This is a genomic window from Edaphosphingomonas haloaromaticamans (genome assembly GCF_001853345.1).
Classification (GTDB): Bacteria; Pseudomonadota; Alphaproteobacteria; order Sphingomonadales; family Sphingomonadaceae; genus Sphingomonas_E; species Sphingomonas_E fennica.
Genome location: NZ_MIPT01000001.1, coordinates 3,554,417 through 3,577,864 on the forward strand (window position 1 = coordinate 3,554,417; position 23,448 = coordinate 3,577,864).

Sequence of the window (23,448 nt, forward strand, 5' to 3'; positions counted from 1 at the left end):
GGCGAGGTCGAGCCATCGGCAGCGCCAGTGCGCCTCGATCAATCGCGCGCCATCGCCGCGGCGAGCGCCTGCTCGACATCCAGATAATGGTCGTCGGCGACATCGAACACGACCTTTTCGATCCTGCCGCCGGAAAAGGCGAAGCCGGAGCCATATTCGCTGCTGACCGCATCGCCGGCATCGCGGCCGATCGCCAGGCCCTCCCCGCACAGCGCATAACGGCCGGACTGGGTGCGGAAATCGCCCGCCGCGGCGGCATTGTCGTCGACATATAGCGTCATCTTGCCCAGCGCCTCGGCATAGTCGCCATGGCCCGTCTTCTCGAACTCGACGCCAACGATGTGCTTGCCAAGCGCGGGCGCGTCACAGCTCAGCCGCTGCTCCGGCGGGATGCCCAGGAAATTATAGGCGAAGATGAGCTTGCCGCCCTTCACGAACAGCGAATAGCCGCCAAAGCGCGAACCCTGCGCGAAGATTATGCCCTCCGTCTCGCCGGTAAATTCCACTTCGGCCAGCGCCTTGAACGAGGCCCCCAGCGTGCGGGCCGCCGATGCCTCGGGCACCTCGGTCGTGTTCGGATAATAGACGTAGCGCCCGCTCTTGAGCGGGGCAGCATGGAACTCCGCCGCGTGCATCCCCACCACGCCGAGGTCGATCAGCGGCAGGACGTTGTTTTTCCTCGCCTCCTCCAGCCAGAGATCCTGCAGTTCCTTGAGCTTCCCCGGATTCCCGGCGGCAAGATCATGCGCCTCCGCGCGATCCTCCTCCGTGTGGAAGAGCTGCCAGACATCCTTGTCGAAATTGCCCTGGTCGGATGGCAGCGGGCCATGCTGGGCCGCGGCTTTCCAGCCCTTGTGCCAGATGCCGCGTGTGCCGCACATCTCGTAATATTGGGTTTCCTTGGTGGTCGGCGCCCCGGCATCGTCGAAGCTGTATTTCATCGATACGCCCGCCAGCGGCGCCTGCTTCACCCCGTCGATCTCATCGGGCATCGGCACGCCGCAGCATTCGAGGATGGTGGGCACGATATCCGTGCAGTGATGATATTGGTGGCGCACCTCGCCCTTAGCCCTGATCCCCTTGGGCCAGTGGATCACCAGCGGATCGCAGGTGCCGCCGCTGTAGGAGGCGTAACGCTTGAACATCCGGTAGGGCGTCGAGAAGGCCACCGCCCAGCCCGTCGGATAATGATTATAGGTGTCCGGCGATCCGAGCTTGTCGATCATCGCCATGTTGCTTTCCAGATCGTCCGGATAGCCGTTGAAGAAGCGGTTTTCGTTGACCGATCCGTTGGGCGATCCCTCGCCCGAGGCACCGTTGTCCGCGCAGTAGAAGATCAGCGTGTTGTCGAGCTGGCCCGATTCCTCGAGATAGTCGATCAGCCGGCCGATCTGGACGTCGGTATATTCGGACAAGGCGGCATAGACTTCCGCCATGCGGCTGAAGAGCCTCTTTTCGTCGGCGGTCAGCGTGTCCCAGGGGCGCACGCTGTCGGCTTCGGGAAGCACGCCTTCGGGCAGCGGATTGATCGGCGTCAGCTCCGTGCCTTCGGGCAGGATGCCGCGTTCGATCATCCGGGCCAGCACCCATTCGCGATAGGCCTCGTATCCGTCGTCGAACCTGCCCTTATATTTGTCGATATATTCCTGCGGCGCATGGTGCGGGGCGTGGTTCGCGCCGGGGCAATACCACATGTACCAGGGCTTTTCGGGATCGGATTGCCGGGTATCGCGGATGAAGGTGATGGCCTTGTCGGCAATGTCCTTCGAGAAGTGATAGCCCTCTTCGGGCTGGTAGGGCTGGTCGACGAAATGATTGTCCTCGATCAGTTCGGGATACCATTGGTTGGTCTCGCCGCCGATGAAGCCATAGAAGCGATCATAACCAAGGCCCAGCGGCCATGCCTTCTTGCTGGCGCCGATGCTGAAGGCATCGACCGGCACATTGTGGTTCTTGCCGATCCAGAAGGTGCTGTAGCCGGCGTTGCGCAGGATATGCGCGATGGTGCCGTTCTCCAGCGGGATATGGCCGTTATAGCCGGGAAAGCCGGTCGCCGCCTCGGAAATGGTGCCGAAGCCGTTGGCGTGGTGGTTGCGCCCGGTGAGGAAGCAGGACCGCGTCGGCGAGCACACCGCCGTCGTGTGCCATTGCGTATAGGTCAGCCCGTTCTTCGCCAGCCTGTCCATCGTCGGCATGCTGATCCCGCCGCCATAAGGCGACCATGCGGCCTGGCCGGTATCGTCATAGAGGATGACCAGCACGTTGGGCGCGCCCTCGGGTGCCTTCTGCGCCAGAAAGGCATCCCAATCGGCCGTGGAATTGCGGACGTCTAGCTCGATCTTTCCCTGGAACGGACGCGGCATGGCACACCTCCTCGATTCCGGATCGAGGCTAAGCCTTCCCAAACCGTCCAGCCATCGGTGCAAACCCGGATAGAGCGACCGGATATCCAAGGAGCGTGCGGCGGCTATTCATGGCCCAGGTCGCCATGGGCATGCGGCTTGGCGTGGCCCCCGGTCCGCAGATAGCGCCGGTCGATCTCCTCGATCAGCCCGTCCGCGTCCCGCCCGCCGGCATATCGCAGCAGTTCGTCGACCTTGGCCTCCAGCCGATCGTCATTCTCCTTGGATGCGGGCGATCCGATGTAGAGGAAATAAGCGAGGCCCACGACCTGCCAGATCAGCTGGAGGAATTCGGACTGCCAGTTTTCGAACGTGTCCCGCGCCATTTCGAAGAGATAGGACGACATCTCGGGGGACTGATGATGCGCCCTCGCCTCATCGACAAAGGCAAACCAGCCGAAAATCCAATGGCCTGCGATCGAAATCAGGAAAAACGCGGCCGTGATCCAGCCATAGGCATAACGTTTCATATCCTCTCTCCCGGCTTGCCGTGAGGCTGTTCAACGCCGGCCGGTTGAGGGCGGGTTCATCATCTGCGCCAACAGGCGCATATCCGGGCCGGGATGATTGGGACGAACGTGCCTGGATGGATGCTGCCACGCGAGACTTATGGCCTGTTGACGCCCTAAAAAAGGAGGGGAGAGGAATACGGAACCCGAGCGCGAGGCCGCTCTACGATCCCTATCGCGGTAGCAGACAGCCGGTCAGGGTGACCGGAAAGGACCGAGGCGGCGGCCGTATCGACGCCCGGCGATGCGAGGTCCGGCCCGCCCGCATCTTTCCGCCGCCGCCCGCAATAATTTTCCACCTAACGGACCTTTAAGCATAAAGACCGCCAAAGCCGGCCGTTAACCCTCATCGAAGGCCGGTGATTTCGTTGGAATCCCGCCTGCCAGCTCGGGCTTCGAAGGGGGATTCATGTTCGCGGCGATCGGTCTCGTGGTTCTGCTGGCGATGGTTTTCGGGGGTTTCGCCTTCACCGGCGGCGATCTGGCCCCCGTGCTGCATGCGATCCCGCACGAAATGCTCATCATCGGCGGCGCCGCGATCGGCGCCGTCATCGCCGGCAATTCGATGAAGGAGCTGAAGCAGCTCGGCGGCGGGCTGGCCAAGGTGTTCAAGGGCGCGCGCTACAACCGGCAGGATTATCTCGACACGATCTTCCTCGTCTCGCGGCTGATGAAGATGCTGCGCACCGACGGCCCCGTCGCGCTGGAGCCGCATATCGAGGATCCGAAATCCTCCGCCCTGTTCCAGGAATATCCCAAGCTGATGAAGGACGACACGCTCATCCACCTCATCACCGATACGCTGCGCCTCGTCGTCGTCTCCTCCGGCACGCTCGATCCGCACGCCGTGGAGGAGGTGATGGATAATGCGCTGAAGACGCATCACCATGACGATATCCGACCGGCGGACATGCTCCAGAACCTCGCCGATGCGCTGCCCGCCCTCGGCATCGTCGCCGCCGTGCTGGGCGTGGTGAAGACGATGGGATCGATCGACAAGCCGCCGGCGATCCTGGGCGGCATGATCGGATCGGCGCTGGTCGGCACCTTTCTGGGCGTGCTGCTGGCCTATGGCATCGTCGGCCCCTTCGCCAGCCGCTGCCGGCAGGTGATCGAAAGCGATGCCGCCATCTATCATGTGGTGAAGCAGATCATCATCGCCTCGCTGCACGGCCACCCGCTGCCGCTGGTGATCGAGGCCGCCCGTTCCAGCATCAGCCATTCGAACCAGCCGGCCTTCGCCGACGTGTTCGACGGCATGCGCGGGCGCTGATCCATGGCGAGCGCAGCCCCCAAGCGCGGCCGGAACGAGCCCGAGCCCCGCCCCGTCATCATCGTCAAGAAGATCGTCGAAGGCGGCCATGGCGGCCATCATGGCGGCGCCTGGAAGGTGGCCTATGCCGATTTCGTGACGGCGATGATGGCCTTCTTCCTCCTCCTCTGGATTCTGGGCGCGACCACGGAGAAGCAGCGCAAGGGCATCGCCGACTATTTCTCGCCCACGCTGGTAGAGATGCGGCAGAAGAGCGCCGGCTCCAACGGCCCCTTCGGCGGCGATTCGATCGTCGCGAAGGACAATTACCCCCATGCCGCGACGCAGACGGGCAGTCGGGGCCTCACCATCCCCAAGGACATGACCGGCGGCGCCAAGGAAGGCGCGGCGGCCGTCCGCTCGCGCGATCGCGCCCGTTTCGCGGCGCTGGCCAAGCAGCTCGAGGCGCGGATGAAGGCCGATCCCCGGCTGGCGCGGCTGCGCAAGAACATCCGCATGGTCGAAACGCGCGAAGGCCTGCGCATCGATCTGGTGGACGAGGCCGATTTCGCGATGTTCGCGCTGGGGACGGACAAGCTGCTCCCCGATGCGCGGGAGCTGGTGGGCGAGGTCGCCCACGCCATCCAGGGCGTGCCCAACGACGTCATCGTGCGGGGCCACACCGATGCCCTGCCCTACGCCGCCGGCCGCAGCGTCAACAACTGGACGCTCTCCACCGCGCGGGCCGAGGCGACCCGGCAGGCGCTGGGGCTGTCAGGTCTGCCCGGCGATCGCTTCGCCCGGATCGAGGGCGTCGCCTCGCGCGAGCCCTATGTGCCTTCCAACCTCTATGATCCGCGCAACCGCCGCATGTCGATCACGCTGGCATGGAGCGCGGGCGGCGTGGAGCAGCCCCCGCTCGACGACGCGCAGCCCATCGATGCCGGCCGCACGGTGGAGCTGGCCCAGGCCGAAGAAACCCCGCTCCGCCGCAGCACGCCCTGATCGGGCGGCGGACCATCCCGCAGATGCCGCGTAAACCGGTCTCTCAGCCGCGCGGGTGATAGAAGTCGTAGATCGCCCGCGCCATCGCCTTCGACACCCCAGGCGCCCGTTCCAGATCCTCCAGCGCCGCGCCGCGCACAGCCTTGGCGGTGCCGAAATGCATCAGCAGCGCCTTCTTCCGCGCCGGGCCGATGCCGGGCACCTCGTCCAGCGGGCTGGCGGTGAATGCCTTGGCCCGCTTCGCCCGATGCGCCCCGATCGCGAAGCGATGCGCCTCGTCGCGGATGCGCTGGAGGTAGAATAATGTCGGCGAATTGAGCGGCAGCATCGATTCCCGCCCGTCCGGCAGATGGAAATGCTCCCGCCCGGCGTTGCGGTCCGGCCCCTTCGATATGCCGACCACCGGCACATCCTCCACACCCGCTTCCTGCAGCACCCGGCACACGGCGGAAACCTGGCCCTTGCCGCCGTCGATCAGCAGCAGATCGGGCCATTCGCCGGAGGTGCGGTCCGGGTCTTCCTTCTCCAGCCGGGCGAAGCGGCGTTCCAGCACCTCGCGCATCATCGCGAAGTCGTCGCCGGCCGTGGTCTCCGCGCGCTTGATGTTGAACTTGCGATACTGGTTCTTGCGGAAACCCTCCGGCCCCGCGACGATCATCGCGCCCACCATGTTGGTGCCCATGATGTGGCTGTTGTCATACACCTCGATGCGGCCCGGCGGGCCATCCAGCTCGAACAGGTCGGCGATCTCCTGGAAGATGCGGCCCTGGGTGGTGGATTCGGCCAGCCGGCGGTCGATCGCCTCCTCGGCATTGCGGCGGGCCTGCTCCATCAGCTTGCGCTGCTCGCCCCGCTGCGGAACCTTCAGCACCACCTTGCGGCCGGCGCGTTCGGACAGCGCCTCCTCGACCAGCCCGGCCTCATCCGCCAGCGGGCGATCGATCAGCACGAGGCGGGCGGGCGGCACCTCCTCGTAAAATTGCATCAGGAAGCTTTCGAGCACCTCCTCCTCAGGCACCTCGGCCGTGTGCGCGGGGAAGAAGCTGCGATGGCCCCAATTCTGCCCGCCCCGGATGAAGAAGGCCTGGATGCCGATCAGCCCCTGCTTGGCGCAGAGCGCGAAGACATCGGCGTCGCCCACGCCCTCCGCATTGATCGCCTGGGCGGACTGGATGAAGGTGAGCGCGCGCAGCCGATCGCGGAATACGGCCGCCAGCTCGAAATCCATGGCCTCGGCCGCCGCCGTCATCGCCGCGCCGAGCTTCTTCTGCACCTCGGTCGACTTGCCGGCCAGGAACGCCTTGGCATCCTCGACCAGCTCGCCATAGGCATCGGCCGAGATACGGTCGACGCAGGGCGCCGAGCAGCGCTTGATCTGGTAGAGCAGGCACGGCCGATCGCGATTGGCGAAGAAGCTGTCGGTGCAGCTCCTGAGCAGGAACAGCTTCTGCAGCGCGTTCAGCGTCCGCGTCACCGAACCGGCGCTGGCGAAGGGCCCGTAATATTGCCCCTTGGCCCGGCGCGCGCCGCGATGCTTCTGGATGCGCGGAAAGGCGTGGTCCTCGCGCAGCAGGATGAAGGGGAAGCTTTTGTCGTCGCGCAGCAGGACGTTGTAGGGCGGGCGGTAGCGCTTGATGAGCTGCGCCTCGAGCAGCAGTGCCTCCGCCTCGGTATTGGTGGTGACGATCGTCATCGACCGGGTCTGCGCCACCATCCGCTGCAGCCGCTTCGGCAGGCGCGCGACCTGGGTATAGTTGGCGACGCGATTCTTTAGCGCCCGCGCCTTGCCGACATAGAGCACGTCGCCGCGCGCATCCTGCATGCGATAGACGCCGGGCCGCACCGGCAGCGTCTTCAGCACATTGCGGATCGCGGCGACACCGGCTTCCAGATCGGGCTTGTCCGATCCGCGCACGGTGTAGACGGATTTCTCTTCGTTGAATCTATCGGGGGTCGGCGTATCGTTCACGCTGCCGATTTAGGCCGGCCCCGCCCGCTATGCCAGCCCGGCCGATGCCGATCCGGTTCCCGGACCCAAAAAGCGAAACGCCATCCCGGCCGGGCCGGGATGGCGTTCATCGCAATGGCGATCGTGCGGCGGGGCCGCTCGCGCCGTCAGTTCAGCCGGGCCGATCCCAGGCCGGAGATGGTCTTGTCCACCAGCGCCCTGTCGGCCGTGGCATCATGGCCCTTGGCGATCAGGCTGGCGGCCGCAGCGGTCGCGGCGGCGGCGGCCTTGGTGCGGACCTCGGCGATCGCGGTGCGCTCGGCGGCGGCGATCTTGTCCTCCGCCATCTTGCCGCGCCGCTCGATCAGCGCAGAGGCATCGTCCTTCGCCTTGGCGACGATACCTTCGGCTTCCTCGCGCGCATGGGCGATCATCGCTTCCGCCTCGGTCGCGGCTTCGGCAGCCTTGCGCTGATATTCGGCCTTCAGCGCTTCCGCCTCGGCGCGAAGCCTGGATGCCTCGTCCAGCTGGATGCGGATCGACGCGATCTTCTTGTCGAGCGCGTTGCCGATCAGCGCCGGCACCTTCTTCGCGATCATCAGCACGATCACGGCGATCATCGCGAGGGCGACCCACGCGGTGGCGTTCATGCCCAGCGCGGTCGGCTCGACATGCTCGGCCGCGCCGCCATGGGCTTCCGTGGTGGCCACATAGTCATTGCCCTCGATATGATGGGCGATGTCCTCGGCGGCGATCGCGGTATTGGCGTCAAGCGCCATGGTCTGGGCCTCCTCAGCCATTGGCCAGAGCGGCTGCCACCGCGCCGGCGGCTTCGTCGCGGCTTACCGTCGCGCCCGAAACCTTGGAGACGATATCCTGCGCGGCCTCGGCCGCGACCTCGGCGATCCCGGCCAGCGCCTCCGCCTGGGCGGCGGCGATGCGGGCGTCCGCCTCGGCGATCTTCGCTGCCAGCTCGGCATCGGCCGCCTTGACGCGGACCTCCGCGTCGCGGGCGGCTTCGGCCTTGGCTTCTTGCGTCGCCTTCTGCGCTGCGGCGCGGGCCGCATCGATGCGGGCGCGATAGGCGGCCTCGGTCTCGTCCGCCTCGGCATGCGCCTTGTGGGCGGCGGCGATATCGTCGGCGATCTTGCCGTCACGGGATTCCACCGTCGCCTGGATCCGGGGCAGCATGGCCCTGCCGATCACGAAATAGATCAGGCCGAACGTGACGAGCAGCCAGAAGATCTGGGACGCGTAGGTCTCAACGATCTGGGCGATCTGGGGCATGGAAAATCCCGCTCGAAAATAGGACGGAGCCGGCCGGGGCCGGCCCCGAGATCAGTTCTGTTACGCGACGAAAACCAGGATCACCGCGACGACGAACGCGAGCAGGCCCAGAAGTTCGGCGGCGGCGAAGCCGATGAACAGGCGGCCCTGCTGGCTGTCGGCCGCGGCCGGGTTGCGCAGCGCGCTTTCGAGGAACGAAGCGAAGACGTTGCCCACGCCGAGCGCGGCCATGCCAACGCCAATGGCGGCCAGACCGGCACCGAGCAGCTTCGCGGCTTCTGCGTCCATGATAAACTCCCTTGTCGAAATCGTTGATAGGTTACGTGAAAACTCAGTGCAGGTTGATCGCGTCGTTCAGGTAGAGCGAGGCGAGCAGTGCAAAGACATAAGCCTGGATGGCGCACACCAGCAGTTCGAGCAGGGTGATGCCGATCATCAGGACGAAGCTGGGGATCGAGACGATCAGCGCGGTGCCGATGCCGGCATTGGCGCCGCTGATGACGAAGCCCGCCAGCACCTTGAGCAGGATGTGGCCCGCCGTCATCGCGACGAACAGTCGCAGGCCGAGCGAGAAGGGGCGCACCAGGAAGGAGAAAAGCTCGATCACGAACAGCAGCGGCACCATCAGCATCGGCGTGCCCTGCGGCACGAACAGCGAGAAGAAGTGCAGCCCGTGCTTGCCGAAGCCGACGATCAGCACGATCGCGAAGGTGATGATCGCCAGCACGCCCGTGACGGTGAGATGGCTGGTCACGGTGAAGGCGTGGAGGCCGGGCACGATGCCCAGCGGCAGCATGCCGACGAGGTTCGCGACCAGGATGAACATGAAGAGCGAGAAGACATAGGGCGTGAAGGCCTTGCCCTTCGGCCCGATATTCGCGTGCATCATGTTGGCGATGAAGCCGGTGCAGCCTTCCACCGCCGCCTGCCAGCGGCCGGGCACCAGCTCGCGCTTCATGCCACCCAGCATGAACAGCCAGATGCAGGCCAGCGTGACCACCATGAACAGCGCCGAATTGGTGAAGGCGATGTTGTAGCCCGCAATCTCCCAGGTCCGACCGAACAGAGGTTCGATCAGGAACTGGTGCATCGGATCGATCTTGCCGCCTTCTGCCGCCACCTTGGCCCCCGCTTATGCGCCGAGCGCCCGAATCACTCCGGGCGCTCGTTGGAGATTCGAAAGATATTCCTGAAGGCGACCGCTATTCCAAGGAACAGCATCACCAGCAGGAGCCAGGGCGCCGTGCCCAGCCAGCGGTCCAATACCCAACCGACCAGAGCACCCACGGCAGGACCAGCGATCAGCTCCGCCAGCACGCGATTTCCCTGGGAATATCCCCGTCCGGGCTTCGCCTGCTTGGTTCCGGTTCTGACCCTTTCCGCATCCGCCGCGACCTTCAACCGCTCATGGAGCGATGTCAGCCGGGCATCTTCGGTGCTGGGCGTTTCCTGCCCGGGTTCGTCCTTCGCCATGCCATCCCTCTCCTTATCGGAGCGCGCGACAGCCATGCCGACGAGCGATCCCGCCAAGGCGAGGCCCCTTTAGGTAGGGGGGGCACTCAAGTCAACCGCAGGGGTGGCCCGCCCTCCTTCTCCGTCCCTTCAGCCGCAATTGGCCGGCAGCGCGATCGGGCTCGAATCCTTCACCCGCCACACGCCGTCCGGCAGCAGATAGGCCTGCCCCGGCTTCACCCGGCCACGCAGCGTCTGGCAGCCCACGGTCGCCGCCCATTCGCGCAGCGCCACGCCATGCTTGGCCGCCTGATCGGTATAGGCCGCACGCCGCTTGATATTGAGCGATTCGACGGCCGCGCGGACATCCGCGCCCACCGGCTTGGCGACGCCCAGATAGCCGTCGGACTGCTCGCCCACCTGGCCGGCGGCGATCGCGGCGGTCAGCGCGGCGTCGCCCGCCTGCGCCCAGGCATATCCGGCCATGCCCAGCGCCGCGGCGGCGGCCATGGCGATGAACGAAAGCTTGGTCTTGCGTGTCATTGCGGGAACAACTCCGGATTTTCGGTGATGAATTCCTGCGCATCCTTCTGGAGACGCACCACCACCTCCTGCTTCACGTTCACGTTGAGATTGATCTCAATCGGCTTTTCGGGCGCCTTCACCTGGATGCACCCACCGGCGAGCAGAACCGCCCCGCCGCAGAAAATCAAGCGCATCCCCCTCATCGGCAATCCCGTTTTCCGTTCGCAATCATCGGCCTCTATCACGAAGCTCATCGCTTATCCTCGCTTTCCTGCGCCTGAACGGGCGGATTCGAATCGCCTTTCCCCTGGTTGCGAATCAGGCCCGTGGGATCGACGAAATTGCTGGCGGTGCTGACGAGACCGCGAAACGGCGCCCGCACCGTGATGTTGAACTTGAAGGGCAGCCCGGTCAGTTCCTTGGCCATCCCCTCCAGCCGCTCGCCCCCCAGCGGCTGCTCGTTGATGCCGGTGAACAGGATCTCGCTGACGATCTCGCCGTCCAGATTGCCGTTGAGCGCGATCGCCAGATTATCGTAGCGAATCGATTTCAGCGCATCGAAGGCCATCTTCCCGTAGGTGCCGAGATCCTCGTTGCTGAGCTCGCCCACATAAGCGAGCGTGCCGCCGCCACGGCGCACCAGCAGCCTGCCATTCTCGATGCGCCCGCCGGCATCGTCGAACACCATCGGCAGGGTGCCGTCGAAAATCCCCGTGCCGGCGATATTGTCGAAATCGAAGCGCTGGATGAACTGGGCGGCATCGAGCCCCTCGACCCGGAAGGTCATGCGCCGTTCCACCGGCCGGGCGAAATCCAGCGTCGTGGGCTCAAGGAACAGCTCGCCCCCGGAAAAGGGCCAGCGTCCGCCTTCGATCTGCACCAGCTGCCCGGCGAGAAGCCGATAGCGGACGACGCCCGCCTCTACCGCGACCCCCGGATTCACCTCCGCCAGCCGCACTTCCTGCCCCGGCGGCGTTTCCAGGCCGAGCAGGTCGGAGAAATGGATTTCGCCGCTCAATCCCTTCACCGGGCCGAAGGCGGCGGCGAGATCGAGCGAATCCGTGCGGAAGGTGCCGGTGCTGGCGACGCCGGCCTCCGTCCAGCCGATATGCCCCCGGCCGCTGACGCTGCCCGCGACATTGGCGACGACGCCGAGGGTGAGCCGCGTCAATTGTTCGGGTTGCAGCGCCGGGCCGAAGGTGATGCCGGCGACGTCGAGCACAGCCTCACCGCTGGAGCGGCCGAGATCGTGATCGATCGCCACCGATGCGACCGCCACATTGGTCGCCGGTTCGCGAAGCTGGCCGGTGGCGCGGACCGTGCCGTCGATCAGCGTCAGCCGCACGTCATCCGATCGCAGCGGATTGAAGCGGGGTTCCGCCGCTTCATCGGCCACCGCGATTGCTCCGTCGATCGCCAGATCGGCATTGGCGAGGCGCCAGCGGCCCGCCCCTTCGGACAGCAGCAGCGGCACCGCCGCGATCTTGCCGGCGGCCCCTGTGAAGGTGCCGCCGAGACCGCCGGGATCGGTCCGGCCGGCAAGACGCGCTATGTCCAACCGGCTTACGGCATCGCCCTGCCCGAGGCGGACGGCGACGGCATCGGCGGTGAAGCCCGGCGTGCCGATATCGAAGCCGAAGGACCGGCTGGCCATCGTCAGCGGCGATCCGCTCATTCGCCCGGAGAGGCGGAGGCCGCGTATCGCGCCGCCGCCCGCCACGCCGTTGCGCGTGCTCGCGACCAGGGCGTCGCCCTTGGGGCAGAGCGGCAGGCTGGCCGGCGCAAGCGCGNGCCCGGCGACGGCGAGCGATTCGAAGGCCAGCGGGGCGCAGGCCGGGTTGACCGACCAGGCGCCGTTCATCGCCAGCCGGATATCCAGCGGCAGGGAAAGCCCCCGGACACGCCCGTCGCCGAGTGGCCCGTCGAGCGTGGCGGCCGTGCGCAGGCGATAACCGTTCGGCCCGGCCGCGATCAGGACGGGCGCCAGCGCCAGCCGGGCGTCACGGGCCGCATAGGGAGCGACGGTGAAACGCCCCTGCCCCGCATCGCCGGCCAGCGTCATCCGGCCCGCCACCGCCGGCAGGCCGCCGCCGGCAAGCTGCAATGCACCGTCGAGGAAAACGCCCTTGTCGGACGACCAGCCGAACCCCTTGCCATCGGCCAGAGCGAGCCTTGCGCCGGAGGCGCTTGCGATGGCGATGTCGGCGATGTTCAGGTCGATGGCCTTGCCGTAACGCACCGCCACCCGGCCCTTGCCCCCGAAATTGCCCGCGGCACGCGCCAGCGCCTCCGCGNGCGGCGGGGCCAACGGCCCGACAGGGCTGCCGTCCAGGCCGGTGGGCGCCGTCGCAAGGGCGTCCCGCCACCCAGCCGGCGCCGCAGCCTCCACGAAACCGATATCGCCGCTGATCCGGCCGCTGGCCGCGCCGATATCGGCCTCCATCCGGCCGGCGAAGCGCCACTGCTTGGCCGCCAATCCCGCAAGCTCGCCCTTTTCCGCCAGCAGCGACACCGGGCCGCGCAGGCTATCCAGGGCGGTGCCGAGCACCAGGTCCGCCCGGCCGGAAAGTTGGTCCAGCCGCACCGCCTCGCCGCAGCGCAGGCCGCCGAGATCGATCGGCCCCCGCAAGCGGATATCCGCCTCGCCCGTCACGATATCGACTGGTGCCAGCAGCCCCGCCCCCTGGCATCCGCCCGCCGCGAAGCGCGGCACATGCACCATCAGCCGGCCGCGAAAATCGCGGTTCAGCCGCCCCTTGCCATCGAGGACGAGGCCGACGCGACCGGCAGGCGTTTCGAGCGCCATGCGCGCGTCGCGCAGGTCCGCATCCATGTCCGGCAGCGCGAAGGGCTTGCCCGACGGCGGCGGTAACAGCTTGTCCACCGCGCCGAGGCGCAACGCCCCGTCGACGATGCGGCCGCGCAGCCGCACGCCGCTTGCGGTGACGCCGGCCAGATAGGGGCCGTCCAACCCCCAGCCGATCCGTATCTCCGCCCAGTCCGCGACGAGATCGGGCGCGGCGGCATCGCCCAGCGACAGATTTTCGATCCGCTGGACGAATGGCCCCACCCCGGTGATGCGATAGCGCGCGGCCACGCCGCGATCGGCGAGGGCGCGATCCACGAAATGGGCGGCGATCGGCTTGCGCGCGAGCCACAGCGCCAGCAGCAGAAGGAGCAGCAGGCCCGGCAAAAGCGCCAGCCACGCCAACCGCTTCCGCATCGAGGGGGTTTCGCCTGCCATTCCACCTCGTCTAGCGCGTGATCGCCCCGGCGCGCGAGATGATTTCGCGGCTCCGACGCGATCAGCCGATGGATCGACCCGCCGGGATTGTTGCGCAACCGGGACAACCCATGCACAAACCCGCCATGAGCGATGCCGATCCCGCCACCGATGCCAGCGGCCACCGCAGCCGGCTGCGCGCACGGCTGGCCGAGCAGGGGCCGGAAGCGCTGCAGGATCATGAGCTTGTCGAATATCTGCTGGCGCTCGCCATTCCCCGCCGGGACACGAAGCCGATGGCCCGCCGGCTGCTGGCGGAATTCGGCGGCATCGGCGGCCTGCTGGGCGCCGATCCGCAGGCGCTGGCCCGGCAGGGCGGCCTGAGCGAGGGATCGATTGCAGCGATCAAGATCGCCGAGGCGGCGGCCCTGAGGCTGCTACGATCGCGGGTGATGGGCCAGTCCGTGCTGGCGAGCTGGCAGGCGCTGCTCGATTATCTGCGCGCCGACATGGCCCACCGCACGATCGAGCGGGTCCGCGTGCTGCACCTCAACAGCAAGAACATGCTGATCCGCGACGAGCTGACGTCGGAAGGATCGGTGGACCAGGCGGCCGTCTATGTCCGCGAGATCATCCGCCGGGCGATCGACCTGGGATCGGCGGCGCTGATCCTCGTGCACAACCATCCTTCCGGCGATCCGACGCCAAGCCGGCAGGACATCGCGCTGACCCGCGACCTCGCCACCGCCGCCAAGCCGCTGGGCATCGCCATCCACGATCATGTGATCATCGCCGGCGAAGGCCATACCAGCCTGCGGGCGATGGGGCTGATCTAGCCCCCCTCGCCCGCCCGGCCCGCTTGCACGTCCGTTACAGCACGAACTTGCTGAGATCGGTGTTGCGCGCGATCGCGGCGAGCTGCTTTTCCACATAAGCGGCGTCGACGACGATGGTGGTGCCCTTGCGGTCCTCCGCGTCGAAGCTCACTTCCTCCAGCAGCTTTTCCATGACGGTGGAAAGCCGCCGCGCGCCGATATTCTCGACCTCGGCATTCACCTCGGCGGCGATGCGGGCGATGGCGGCGATGCCATCGTCGGTGAACTGCACCTCCACGCCCTCGGTGCCGATCAGCGCGCGATACTGCTCCGTCAGGCTCGCCTGGGTGGCGGAAAGGATGCGGACGAAATCGGCCTCCGTCAGCGCCTTCAGCTCCACCCGGATCGGCAGGCGGCCCTGCAGTTCCGGCAGCAGATCGCTGGGCTTGGCGACATGGAAGGCGCCCGAGGCGATGAACAGGATGTGATCCGTCTTCATCGGCCCATATTTGGTGGCGACGGTGGTGCCTTCGATCAGCGGCAGCAGATCGCGCTGCACGCCTTCGCGGCTCACCGATCCGCCGCGCACGTCGCTCACCGCGATCTTGTCGATCTCGTCCAGGAAGACGATGCCGTTCGCCTCGGCATCGGCGAGCGCGATGCGGCTCACCTCATCCTGATCGAGCCGCTTGTCGGCTTCCTCCTCGACCAGCTTGGCCCAGGCGGCGCGAACGGGGAGCTTGCGGCGCCGGGTGCGGCCGCCGCCGAGCTTGCCCATCATCTCGGTCAGGTTGATCATGCCGACCTGGCCGCCCATGCCGGGAATCTCGAAGGAGGGCGAACCCGAATCCTCGAGATCGATCTCGATCTCCTTATCGTCGAGATGGCCGTCCTCGAACCGCTGGCGGAAGGCCGTGCGGGTCGCCTCGCTGGCATCCTTGCCGACCAGCGCGTCGAGCAGGCGGGCGAGCGCCGCTTCCTCGGCCTTGTCCTTCACGGCGTTGCGGCGGCGCTCCTTCTCCAGCCGCACCGCTTCCTCGACGAGATCGCGGGCGATCTGCTCGACATCGCGGCCGACATAGCCGACCTCGGTGAACTTGGTGGCCTCCACCTTGACGAACGGCGCATCGGCCAGCCGGGCGAGGCGGCGGCTGATCTCCGTCTTGCCGCAGCCCGTCGGCCCGATCATCAGGATGTTCTTGGGCGTCACCTCCTCGCGCAGGCCCTCCGGCAGGCGCTGGCGGCGCCAGCGGTTGCGCAGCGCCACCGCGACAGCGCGCTTGGCGTCCTGCTGGCCGACGATGTGCGCATCCAGCGCGGATACGATGGCCTTGGGGGTGAGGGCGTCGTTCATCTAATTCTCTGCCTGGTATTGGAAACTTGGGGGGACTGGCGGGCGATATCGGTGCGGTGTCGTCCCGGATCAACCGCAGCGGAAGCCGGCGAAGAGCTTGCGGTGCCCCTCGACGATACGGGCGATCGTTTCGGGTTCCGGCTCGGCAAGCTCCACGCCATGTTCGTGCGTGCCGCCGAGGATCACGCCGTCGGCGCGGGAGAACATGTAGAGGCCGCCCGGCGCGGACAGGGCATAATCCACCTCCGGCTGCGGCAGCAGGACGGCGAGCTGCCCGCGCACCGGCTCCAGCTCCGCATCGCCGAACAGCGCGCGGCTGCCGAGGCCGGTGCAGTTGATGACGGTGGCCTCGGGCAGCGCGGCGATCTCGTCGACGCTGTGGAAGGGCCGGATGACGATGCGGCCGCCGGCGATGCGGATATCCCGTTCCAGCGCGCGCAGGAAGCGGCCGGGATCGACGATCATGCCGTCGAACTGACGGACATTGGGATAGGGGAAGGGATGATCGCCGGCCGCGACCTCCTTCGCCTCCGGGAACAGGTCCATCAGCAGCGTATCGATCGGACCGGGCGTAAGCAGCCGGTTCGACATCGAATAGTTGCGCATCCAGCGGACGCCATATTCCTCGCCGGCCAGTATCTGATAACGCCGGTAGGCGTAGCGCGCGGCCGCGACGAGCTGGGCGGAGAAAGCCGGCGTCAGCCGGTCCCCATCCACGACGGAGGAGGGAAACCACTGGCCGCCGGCAATGTTCGAGGTCGTCTCCGGCGGCAGCTTGGCGGTGTAGATCGTGACGGGGAAGCCCGCTTCCTGCACCAGCCGGGCGGTGGTGAGGCCCATCACGCCCGCGCCGATCACCGCCACCCCGCCCTGCTGGCCCGGCAGGGCCAGATCGACGGCGAGGCGGGAGCTGCCCCAGCTGAGCGTGATGCCGCCGCCGCCATGGCCGTAATTATGGACGAGCCGCTTGGCGCCCAGCGCCTCCGCCCGGACCACGAAGCCCGATGGCCGATAGGGCCGCAGCCCGGCCACGGTGCGGATCACCCGATCGGGGGCGACATTCACCCTGGGCAAACAGCCGCGCTGCGCCGCCCGATGGGGGCGGGCCGCCGGCAGGGTGGCGCATCCCGGCAGCGCCAGCGCGGCAAGGCCGGCGGTTCCAGCCGCCAGCACCTGCCGCCGCGCCGGAGCGATCCGGCTATCAGCTTGCGCTATCAAGCGTTTCAACCGTGAGCTGATCGTTGGTGAAGACGCACACTTCCGCCGCGATGCCCATCGCCTTGCGGCAGATCGCCTCGGCATCGGGCTCATAATCCACCAGCGCGCGGGCGGCGGCGAGCGCGAAATTGCCGCCCGATCCGATCGCGGCGACGCCGCCCACCGGCTCCAGCACGTCGCCATTGCCGGTGAGGATCAGCGTCACATCCTTGTCCGCGACGATCATCATCGCTTCGAGGTTGCGGAGATATTTGTCCGTCCGCCAATCCTTGGCCAGCTCCACCGCGGCGCGCATCAGCTGGCCGTGATGCTGCTCCAGCTTGCGTTCCAGCCGTTCGAACAGGGTGAAGGCGTCGGCGGTGGCGCCGGCAAAGCCGCCGATCACCGAACCGTCGTGCAGCCGCCGCACCTTGCGGGCATTGGGCTTCATCACCGTATTGCCCATGGAGACCTGGCCGTCGCCGGCCACCACCACCTTGCCGCCGCGCCGCACCGAAAGGATCGTCGTGCCGTGCCAGCCAATCTTGTCTTCGCTCATGCCAATCCCATGATCTTGGTCGCCGCCGATATGGGCGCGGGGCCGGCGGATGGCAACGCATCGTCCCGCGCGAACCCGACGAAGTTGAGGAAGTTGAGGATTGCCATCACGCCCTTTCAGCTCCGCCCGACGAACATGAAGGCGGCCGCCCCGGCGACGCAGGCGCCCGCGCCGAGATAGCGCCAGCTCAGCGGCTCCTTGAGCACGAAGATGGCGAACAGGGCGAAGATGGTGAGGGTGACGCATTCCTGCATGATCTTGAGCTGGCCGCCGCTGAGGCCGCTCGCATAACCTATCCGGTTCGCCGGCACCGCCAGGCAATATTCGATCAGCGCGATGCCCCAGGAGGCGAGGATCACCACCCACAGCCGGGCATCGGGGAATTTCAGATGCCCGTACCAGGCGATCGTCATGAACAGGTTGGAGAGGATGAGAAGGCCGAGGGTCGTCATGCGGGGGCAGGCTCCGGTCGCCCCGCCGCCGATGGGGCGGATCGGGAACCCGACGCGATAGGATCGAATCGCATCGGGCTCCAGATTTTCCTGCCGGCCTCGGGCCGGGACTCAGGCCTTCTTGGCCTTGCCCCATTCGCGGGCGACCGTGTAGCCGAGATAGCCGGTGCCGAAGAGGGCATAGAGTGGTTCCGGCAGGCCGGCCAGATAGGCGTTCATCGCCTTGGCGATCGCGGAGCCGAGCGCCGGCTGCGCCGCCGAGATGATGCCCATCGGGATCGACCATAGCAGCAGCGCATACATCACGTAGAGGAAGCTGGGCCGCGCCCGGCTGGTCCATGGATCGGCGGACTGCGCCTCGGCCACGATCGCCGAAAGCTGGGCCTTCACCGCTTCCAGTTCCTGACCGCCTTCCAGCTTGATGAGTTCCAGCTTGGCCCGATCCCGCGCCTCGGGATCGGGAATGATCTTGTCGATCAGCTTGGCCACGGGGCCGAATATGCCTTCGATAAGGGACATGGGACACCTCCTTCAGGGAGGCGAACGATAACCTATATGGTTACCTGTAGGACAGCGTCAGCGCACCGCGCCCTTGCGCATCAGCCGGGGCAGCAGCACCATCGCCCCCAATATCGGGAAACGGCGCTGCCAGGGCTTGATGGTGATGGCGGTGCCGGCGTGGCGATTGATCTTCCAGGCGAGATAATCGATGCCGCCCGCGAAGGTGAGGCTGGCCTTGGCGAGGCGGATGAGGGTGAGGCGCTTGCCCCGCCGCTGGAGCTTGCGCCAGCGGGAGAGTGCCATGGCGCGGATCTGGGGCGATGTGCCCGCGCCGGCATTCACCCCGGCCTCGGCGAGCGCCGGCCCGAGGAAGCGGCGGTAGCGATCGGGATCGGCATCGACGATCGAGCCGGGGCGGCTGCCGCGTTCGGCGCGAAGCTCCGCGCCATAGGTAAGGGTGAAGCCCTGCCGCCAGAGATCGAGCGGGTCGGCGGGCACCCGGTCCAGCGTGGGCGCGGCCAGCGCCAGCAGCGTCGGCGCGGCCTGCGCCACCGCGGCGACGGCGCGGGCGCGGGCGGCATCGTCCGCCGCCCAGACGAGCCGAGCCGGCTGGGCGAAGCGCGCCCAGACCGAGACGTTATCCGCATGGACCGAGCAGAGCCGGGCGAAATCCGCCTCGTCCAGCACCGCATATTTGGCGGCCAGGCCATCCGCCTCGAACGGGAAGACGTTGGGCGGCACCAGCCGGTTGGCCGTCGCCAGCCACCGCCTGCCATAGGCCGCGCGATAATCGGAGACGATCAGGTAGAAATCGAGCATCAGCCCGTCGAGCCGGGTCTCGCGCAGGCAGGAGCCGTAGAAGAGCACGGCGCGCGCGGCATCGCCATGGCGCGCGGCGATGGCCGCCGCCAGCGCCGCCGCACGCGGATCAACCGGCTGGCCAAGCTCGGCCGCCACCAGCGTTTCCAGTGATTCCACCGTCTTTCGCCCGACGATGCCCGTCAGGCCGCGAGGCGCAGGAAGGGCATGGGCGGGGTGGGCGTCAGCACGATCGGCCGGCCCTTCTCCGCCTGGAACAGCTCGCCGTCCAGAATCACGCTGGAACGTTCGCCCTCGATGCGGATCTCATCCCCGCGCTGCAGGTGAACGCCGGCCAGCCGATCCTTGCCGAGCCGGCCGAAGGCGGCCGCGACCATCGCCCGCAGCAGCGAGAGCGGGCGCTGTTCCACCATCATCAGCTGCAGGCCGGACGTGCCGAGGCCGCCCGTCTTGCTGCCCAGCAGCAACTTGTGCAGCGTGGTGACGATCAGCAGCGCGAAGCGGCCGTGGATTTCCCCCTGCCGGATCAGCGAGACGCTGACCTCCGCCGGGCGCGGCGGCAGGAAGGCGGCACGGATGCCGAAGATCAGCGACAGGAACACGGCCAGGGCCGTCAGCACATGGCTGAAGCCGTTGGGCAGGCCGAGCGGATAGATCTTGTTGCGGCAGAACAGGATCGAATCGGCAAGCCCCGCGCCGCCCAGGAACATGCCCAGCACCGGGCGGACGCCGCCGTCGGAAAGCGCGATCAGCTCGCGCGGGACGATATGATCGGAAAGATCGCCGCCGCGCACGATATCCAGCACCCGTTCCAGCGCCACGATCGGATCGCCGCTGGCGCCCAGATCGAGCGCGATCAGGTTGGTCTTGCCGTTGGGCAGCACCGCCACCGGCGGCGGCGAGGCGCCGAAATGGCCGCCGAGATGCAGCTCGGTCAGCGCCGCCTGGACGGTGCCGTCGCCGCCGTTGATCACCAGCACCTGCGGCTTCACCCGCGCGATGGTGCGCAGCGCCGCCCCGATCTGATCGATCGATTCGACCTCGTAATGGAAAATCTCGCTATGCTGCGCGCAGAAGCTGCGGATGCGCGGCAGGATCGCCCGGTTGCCCGTGGAACGCGGATTGGAGAGCAGAGCGACAACGGCCATTCTTACCTCGCGGCCGACTTGATCGGCTTGATCGACAACCCCTGGAAATAATTGAGCACGACCGGCACCGGCTGCGGCCGGGCGCCCACGCTGATCACCACATCCTCATATTTCGGCTTGAGCGAGACGATCGACAGGCCGGGATTGCGGGAAAAGCCGCCGCCGTCGTTCCGGCTCGACTTGCCGTTGCCGTCGACATCGTGGCGCACCGCGACCGCATAATTGCCCGGCTGCGGCAGCGCGACGCAGACCTCCATCGGCCCGGACGCGGAAACCGGCAGGTCGACGCGCTTCAGCTTCTTGCCCTTGGCGAGGAATTCCGCCTCATTGCCGCCATAAACCTGAACGCGAAGATTGCCCGTGCGCGACTTGAATCCATCGACCTTGACGAGGACGGCCGCCCCCGTGGCGCCCGCCGCGCAGGCCGCCGCATCGGGGCCGAGCGCCGCCGCCCGTGCCGCGCCCGCGCCCATTGTCGCCGAGACGACAAGCGCCAGCGCCGGAATGGTTGCGAAGCTCGACAGTTTCAGCATGACCTCTCTTCTCCCGGAAGCTATAGCCGGGCTGCAACGCGCCCGGCGGGATACGCATGCCCCCGACGCTTTTCACAATCGGCTGCGATTGCGGCCAGAACATGGTGACGAGGCGACCATATTTTGAGAATTGCGAGCCTCATCGACCGTTATCTGGCCCGCCTGATCGCCGTGCCCCTGCTGGGCACGCTGGTGGTGGCGGCCATGCTGCTCGTCCTCGACAAGATGCTGCGATTGTTCGACTTCGTGGCAAGCGAGGGCGGGCCGGTGAGCGTCGTGTGGAAGATGCTCGCCAACATGCTGCCCGAATATCTCTCGCTCGGCATTCCGATCGGGCTGATGCTGGGCATCCTGATGGCCTTCCGCAGGCTGGCGCTTTCCTCCGAGCTGGACGTGCTGCGCGCGCTCGGCATCGGCTATGGCCGGCTGCTGCGCGTGCCCTACATGTTCGCGATCGCGCTGGCCGCGCTCAACCTGTTCATCGTCGGCTTCGTCCAGCCTTATTCGCGCTATGCCTATGAAGGGCTGCGGTTCGAGCTGCGATCCGGTGCGCTGGGCGCATCGATCAAGGTGGGCGAATTCACCCGGCTCGGCAGCCGGATGACCCTGCGCGTGGAGGAAAGCCGCGAGGGCGGGCGCGACCTTTCCGGCATCTTCGTGATGACCGAGGCGCGGGACGGCAAGTCCGTCGCCGTCACGGCGGAGCGCGGCACCTTCATGGCCACCGACGATCCCGACGTGATCATCCTGCGGCTGGCCAACGGCACCCTCGTCCACGACGCGCCCAATTTCCGCACGCCGCGCGTGCTGAGCTTCGTGAGCCACGACCTGCCGATCGACCTGCCCAAGATGGAGGCGTTCCGCCAGCGCGGCGGCCGCGACCTCGAAATGACGATCCCGGAACTGGTGAAGATCGCCCGCAATCCCAAGACGCCCGCGCAGATCCGCAACGAGCTGCGCGCCAATTTCCATTTCCGCCTGGTCGAGGTGGCGACGATGTTCCTGCTGCCGCTGCTGGCGGTCGCGCTGGCGGTGCCGCCCAAGCGGTCCAGTTCCTCGCTGGGCGTGTTCCTTTCGATCGTGATGCTGGTGACGCAGCACAAGATCAACGAATATGGCGAGGCGCTGGGCGCGCTGGGCCGGGTGGACCCGCTGATATCGCTGTGGGTGCCCTTCGTCCTCTTCGCGGCGCTCACCTTCTGGATGTATCACACCATCGCCAACGTGCCCGGCGGGCAGCCGATCGGCGCGCTCGAACGCTGGGCGGCGAAGGCCGGCAAGGCGCTCAGGCGCTGGCTGCCCTTCGGCCGGCGGATGGGAGCCCCGGCATGAAGGCGCTGCTCGGCCGTTTCTTCGCCTCGCCCACGCTGACCTGGTATATGGGCAAGAAGTTCGTGCTGACGAGCTTCGGCGTGCTGGCGGCGCTGGTGCTGATCCTCCAGACGCTCGACCTGCTGGGCGAATCGGGCAACATCCTCGCTTATCCGGGCAACGGCCAGGCGGAGCTGTGGCAATATGTGTCGCTGCGCATGCCGCAGCTCATCGCCCGCTTCCTCCCCTTCGCGGTGCTGCTGGGCGCGCTGATCACCTTCGTGACGCTGAACCAGAACAGCGAGATCATCGCGATGAAATCGGCGGGCGTTTCCGCCCACCAGATCCTGACGCCGCTGATCGTGGCGAGCATCGGCATCGCCGCCCTCTCCTTCGCCTTCAACGAACGCATCGTCGCGCGGGCCACCGGCACGCTGAACGCCTGGGAGGCCGCCGAATATGGCCCCATCCCGAAGGACCGGGGCATCGTCAGCAACGTATGGGTGCGGGCCGGGGACGACCTGATCCACGCCGACCAGGCGAGCGGCCGGGGCGCGGGCGTGAAGCTGGCCAACGTGACCGTCTATGATCGGATCGGCGGCACGCTGGAAACGATCATCAGCGCGGAAAGCGGCCGCTACGATCGCGGCGGCTGGCTGCTGGAGAAGGTCCGCCGGTTCGACGTGACGCGCGGCGTCGCATCGGACCTGCCCTCCCTCACCGTGGCGCGCGGCGTGGCGCCCGATCGCTTCACCCTGTCCAACGTCAATGCCGACGAGCGCAATTTCCTGGACCTGCGCACCGCCATCGCCGACCTGCAGGCCGCCGGGCGGCCGACCGAGGCGCTGGAAGCCGGGCTGTGGCACAAGATATCCGGGCCGATATCATCGGTATTGATGCCGCTGCTGGCGGGCGTCGCGGCCTTCGGCCTCGCGCGATCGGGCCGGCTGTTCATCCGCGCCGTGATCGGCATGGCGCTGGGCTTCACCTATTTCGTCGCCGACAATTTCGGCCTCGCCATGGGCAATATCGGCGCCTACCCCCCCCTGCTCGCCGCCTGGGGGCCGCCGATCCTGTTCCTGCTGATCGGCGAGACCGTGCTGATCCGCACCGAGGAATAAGGCCGGGGGACAGGAGCCGGGGAGCAAGGCGCCGG

The 23,448-nt window shown here is 67.2% G+C and carries 24 protein-coding genes; 5 read left to right on the plus strand and 19 right to left on the minus strand.

The annotated features are described in order from the left end of the window. Positions 1–38: 38 nt before the first annotated feature. The gene (locus tag BHE75_RS16500; protein WP_070934509.1) at positions 39–2,363 is read right to left on the minus strand and encodes an arylsulfatase; all 2,325 of its coding nucleotides are present in this window, start codon (positions 2,361–2,363) and stop codon (positions 39–41) included. Between the two features lie 104 nt (positions 2,364–2,467). After that, complete coding sequence (locus BHE75_RS16505) at positions 2,468–2,872, minus strand: DUF6766 family protein (protein ID WP_015457951.1); 405 nt, start codon at positions 2,870–2,872, stop codon at positions 2,468–2,470. Positions 2,873–3,320: 448 nt separating this feature from the next. On the opposite strand from BHE75_RS16505, the gene motA reads away from it, so the two are divergent. Beyond that, positions 3,321–4,184, plus strand: a complete 864-nt coding sequence (gene motA, locus BHE75_RS16510) for a flagellar motor stator protein MotA (RefSeq protein ID WP_070934510.1) — start codon at positions 3,321–3,323, stop codon at positions 4,182–4,184. A gap of 3 nt (positions 4,185–4,187) precedes the next feature. Beyond that, entirely contained in the window at positions 4,188–5,168 is a 981-nt protein-coding gene (locus BHE75_RS16515) for a flagellar motor protein MotB (RefSeq protein ID WP_070934511.1), read from the plus strand. Between the two features lie 43 nt (positions 5,169–5,211). On the opposite strand, the gene uvrC is transcribed toward BHE75_RS16515, so the two are convergent. The 9 genes from uvrC to BHE75_RS16560 form a co-directional block, all read right to left on the minus strand. Further along, entirely contained in the window at positions 5,212–7,137 is a 1,926-nt protein-coding gene (gene uvrC / locus BHE75_RS16520) for an excinuclease ABC subunit UvrC (RefSeq protein WP_070934512.1), read from the minus strand. Between the two features lie 146 nt (positions 7,138–7,283). Further along, positions 7,284–7,916 carry a F0F1 ATP synthase subunit B family protein gene (locus BHE75_RS16525; RefSeq protein WP_070934513.1) on the minus strand — a complete coding sequence of 211 codons (633 nt, stop codon included), beginning with the start codon at positions 7,914–7,916 and terminating at the stop codon, positions 7,284–7,286. Further along, positions 7,909–8,403: a F0F1 ATP synthase subunit B family protein gene (locus BHE75_RS16530; protein ID WP_015457956.1), complete on the minus strand. Its 495-nt coding sequence runs from the start codon at positions 8,401–8,403 to the stop codon at positions 7,909–7,911. Before BHE75_RS16530 ends, BHE75_RS16525 begins: the two co-directional genes overlap by 8 nt. Before the next feature lie 60 nt (positions 8,404–8,463). Then, entirely contained in the window at positions 8,464–8,691 is a 228-nt protein-coding gene (locus BHE75_RS16535) for a F0F1 ATP synthase subunit C (RefSeq protein ID WP_015457957.1), read from the minus strand. Between the two features lie 43 nt (positions 8,692–8,734). After that, complete coding sequence (locus tag BHE75_RS16540) at positions 8,735–9,523, minus strand: F0F1 ATP synthase subunit A (RefSeq protein ID WP_015457958.1); 789 nt, start codon at positions 9,521–9,523, stop codon at positions 8,735–8,737. Between the two features lie 32 nt (positions 9,524–9,555). Then, positions 9,556–9,876 carry an AtpZ/AtpI family protein gene (locus BHE75_RS16545; protein ID WP_070936008.1) on the minus strand — a complete coding sequence of 107 codons (321 nt, stop codon included), beginning with the start codon at positions 9,874–9,876 and terminating at the stop codon, positions 9,556–9,558. Between the two features lie 129 nt (positions 9,877–10,005). After that, positions 10,006–10,398, minus strand: a complete 393-nt coding sequence (locus tag BHE75_RS16550; RefSeq protein ID WP_015457960.1) for a YdbL family protein — start codon at positions 10,396–10,398, stop codon at positions 10,006–10,008. Beyond that, a complete protein-coding gene (locus BHE75_RS16555; RefSeq protein ID WP_041865194.1) occupies positions 10,395–10,583 on the minus strand; it encodes a YnbE family lipoprotein in 189 nt (62 codons plus the stop codon). Before BHE75_RS16555 ends, BHE75_RS16550 begins: the two co-directional genes overlap by 4 nt. A 47-nt stretch (positions 10,584–10,630) precedes the next feature. Continuing rightward, on the minus strand, positions 10,631–13,624 hold the full coding sequence (locus BHE75_RS16560; RefSeq protein ID WP_070934514.1) for a YdbH domain-containing protein: 2,994 nt from the start codon (positions 13,622–13,624) through the stop codon (positions 10,631–10,633). Positions 13,625–13,734: 110 nt separating this feature from the next. On the opposite strand from BHE75_RS16560, the gene radC reads away from it, so the two are divergent. After that, positions 13,735–14,439, plus strand: coding sequence for a RadC family protein (gene radC / locus BHE75_RS16565; protein WP_070934515.1), 705 nt, complete (start codon positions 13,735–13,737; stop codon positions 14,437–14,439). A gap of 34 nt (positions 14,440–14,473) precedes the next feature. Here radC and hslU read toward each other — a convergent pair whose 3' ends face one another. From hslU to BHE75_RS16605, 8 genes are all read right to left on the minus strand, one after another. Further along, entirely contained in the window at positions 14,474–15,772 is a 1,299-nt protein-coding gene (gene hslU / locus BHE75_RS16570) for an ATP-dependent protease ATPase subunit HslU (RefSeq protein WP_070934516.1), read from the minus strand. Between the two features lie 69 nt (positions 15,773–15,841). Next, a complete protein-coding gene (locus BHE75_RS16575) occupies positions 15,842–16,999 on the minus strand; it encodes an FAD-dependent oxidoreductase (RefSeq protein WP_254684473.1) in 1,158 nt (385 codons plus the stop codon). Beyond that, a complete protein-coding gene (gene hslV, locus BHE75_RS16580) occupies positions 16,974–17,528 on the minus strand; it encodes an ATP-dependent protease subunit HslV (RefSeq protein WP_070934518.1) in 555 nt (184 codons plus the stop codon). The genes BHE75_RS16575 and hslV overlap by 26 nt, the downstream gene beginning before the upstream one ends. A gap of 116 nt (positions 17,529–17,644) precedes the next feature. Further along, on the minus strand, positions 17,645–17,980 hold the full coding sequence (locus BHE75_RS16585; protein WP_015457967.1) for a DMT family protein: 336 nt from the start codon (positions 17,978–17,980) through the stop codon (positions 17,645–17,647). A gap of 111 nt (positions 17,981–18,091) precedes the next feature. Continuing rightward, positions 18,092–18,499, minus strand: coding sequence for a holin family protein (locus BHE75_RS16590; RefSeq protein ID WP_070934519.1), 408 nt, complete (start codon positions 18,497–18,499; stop codon positions 18,092–18,094). Positions 18,500–18,556: 57 nt separating this feature from the next. Next, positions 18,557–19,459: a hypothetical protein gene (locus tag BHE75_RS16595; protein WP_070934520.1), complete on the minus strand. Its 903-nt coding sequence runs from the start codon at positions 19,457–19,459 to the stop codon at positions 18,557–18,559. Between the two features lie 23 nt (positions 19,460–19,482). Further along, complete coding sequence (locus BHE75_RS16600) at positions 19,483–20,448, minus strand: diacylglycerol/lipid kinase family protein (protein WP_015457970.1); 966 nt, start codon at positions 20,446–20,448, stop codon at positions 19,483–19,485. Positions 20,449–20,450: 2 nt separating this feature from the next. Next, a complete protein-coding gene (locus BHE75_RS16605; protein ID WP_015457971.1) occupies positions 20,451–20,981 on the minus strand; it encodes a DUF2141 domain-containing protein in 531 nt (176 codons plus the stop codon). Between the two features lie 123 nt (positions 20,982–21,104). Here BHE75_RS16605 and lptF point away from each other — a divergent pair, with 123 nt between their 5' ends. After that, positions 21,105–22,313 (plus strand): LPS export ABC transporter permease LptF, encoded by a 1,209-nt coding sequence (gene lptF / locus BHE75_RS16610; protein ID WP_015457972.1) that lies wholly within the window; start codon positions 21,105–21,107, stop codon positions 22,311–22,313. Then, the gene (lptG, locus tag BHE75_RS16615) at positions 22,310–23,413 is read left to right on the plus strand and encodes an LPS export ABC transporter permease LptG (protein WP_070934521.1); all 1,104 of its coding nucleotides are present in this window, start codon (positions 22,310–22,312) and stop codon (positions 23,411–23,413) included. The genes lptF and lptG overlap by 4 nt, the downstream gene beginning before the upstream one ends. The last annotated feature ends 35 nt before the right edge of the window (positions 23,414–23,448 follow it).

Bases quoted from the DNA above. Each gene is read 5' to 3' on its own strand.
- BHE75_RS16535 (WP_015457957.1), bottom strand. From the start codon at position 8,691: ATGGACGCAGAAGCCGCGAAGCTGCTCGGTGCCGGTCTGGCCGCCATT.
- BHE75_RS16505 (WP_015457951.1), bottom strand. From the start codon at position 2,872: ATGAAACGTTATGCCTATGGCTGGATCACGGCCGCGTTTTTCCTGATT.
- BHE75_RS16585 (WP_015457967.1), bottom strand. From the start codon at position 17,980: ATGACGACCCTCGGCCTTCTCATCCTCTCCAACCTGTTCATGACGATC.
- BHE75_RS16605 (WP_015457971.1), bottom strand. From the start codon at position 20,981: ATGCTGAAACTGTCGAGCTTCGCAACCATTCCGGCGCTGGCGCTTGTC.
- lptG (WP_070934521.1), top strand. From the start codon at position 22,310: ATGAAGGCGCTGCTCGGCCGTTTCTTCGCCTCGCCCACGCTGACCTGG.
- hslU (WP_070934516.1), bottom strand. From the start codon at position 15,772: ATGAACGACGCCCTCACCCCCAAGGCCATCGTATCCGCGCTGGATGCG.
- BHE75_RS16545 (WP_070936008.1), bottom strand. From the start codon at position 9,876: ATGGCGAAGGACGAACCCGGGCAGGAAACGCCCAGCACCGAAGATGCC.
- motA (WP_070934510.1), top strand. From the start codon at position 3,321: ATGTTCGCGGCGATCGGTCTCGTGGTTCTGCTGGCGATGGTTTTCGGG.
- radC (WP_070934515.1), top strand. From the start codon at position 13,735: ATGCACAAACCCGCCATGAGCGATGCCGATCCCGCCACCGATGCCAGC.
- BHE75_RS16550 (WP_015457960.1), bottom strand. From the start codon at position 10,398: ATGACACGCAAGACCAAGCTTTCGTTCATCGCCATGGCCGCCGCCGCG.
- BHE75_RS16590 (WP_070934519.1), bottom strand. From the start codon at position 18,499: ATGTCCCTTATCGAAGGCATATTCGGCCCCGTGGCCAAGCTGATCGAC.
- BHE75_RS16530 (WP_015457956.1), bottom strand. From the start codon at position 8,403: ATGCCCCAGATCGCCCAGATCGTTGAGACCTACGCGTCCCAGATCTTC.
- BHE75_RS16525 (WP_070934513.1), bottom strand. From the start codon at position 7,916: ATGGCTGAGGAGGCCCAGACCATGGCGCTTGACGCCAATACCGCGATC.
- BHE75_RS16500 (WP_070934509.1), bottom strand. From the start codon at position 2,363: ATGCCGCGTCCGTTCCAGGGAAAGATCGAGCTAGACGTCCGCAATTCC.
- hslV (WP_070934518.1), bottom strand. From the start codon at position 17,528: ATGAGCGAAGACAAGATTGGCTGGCACGGCACGACGATCCTTTCGGTG.
- BHE75_RS16555 (WP_041865194.1), bottom strand. From the start codon at position 10,583: ATGAGGGGGATGCGCTTGATTTTCTGCGGCGGGGCGGTTCTGCTCGCC.
- BHE75_RS16515 (WP_070934511.1), top strand. From the start codon at position 4,188: ATGGCGAGCGCAGCCCCCAAGCGCGGCCGGAACGAGCCCGAGCCCCGC.
- BHE75_RS16600 (WP_015457970.1), bottom strand. From the start codon at position 20,448: ATGGCCGTTGTCGCTCTGCTCTCCAATCCGCGTTCCACGGGCAACCGG.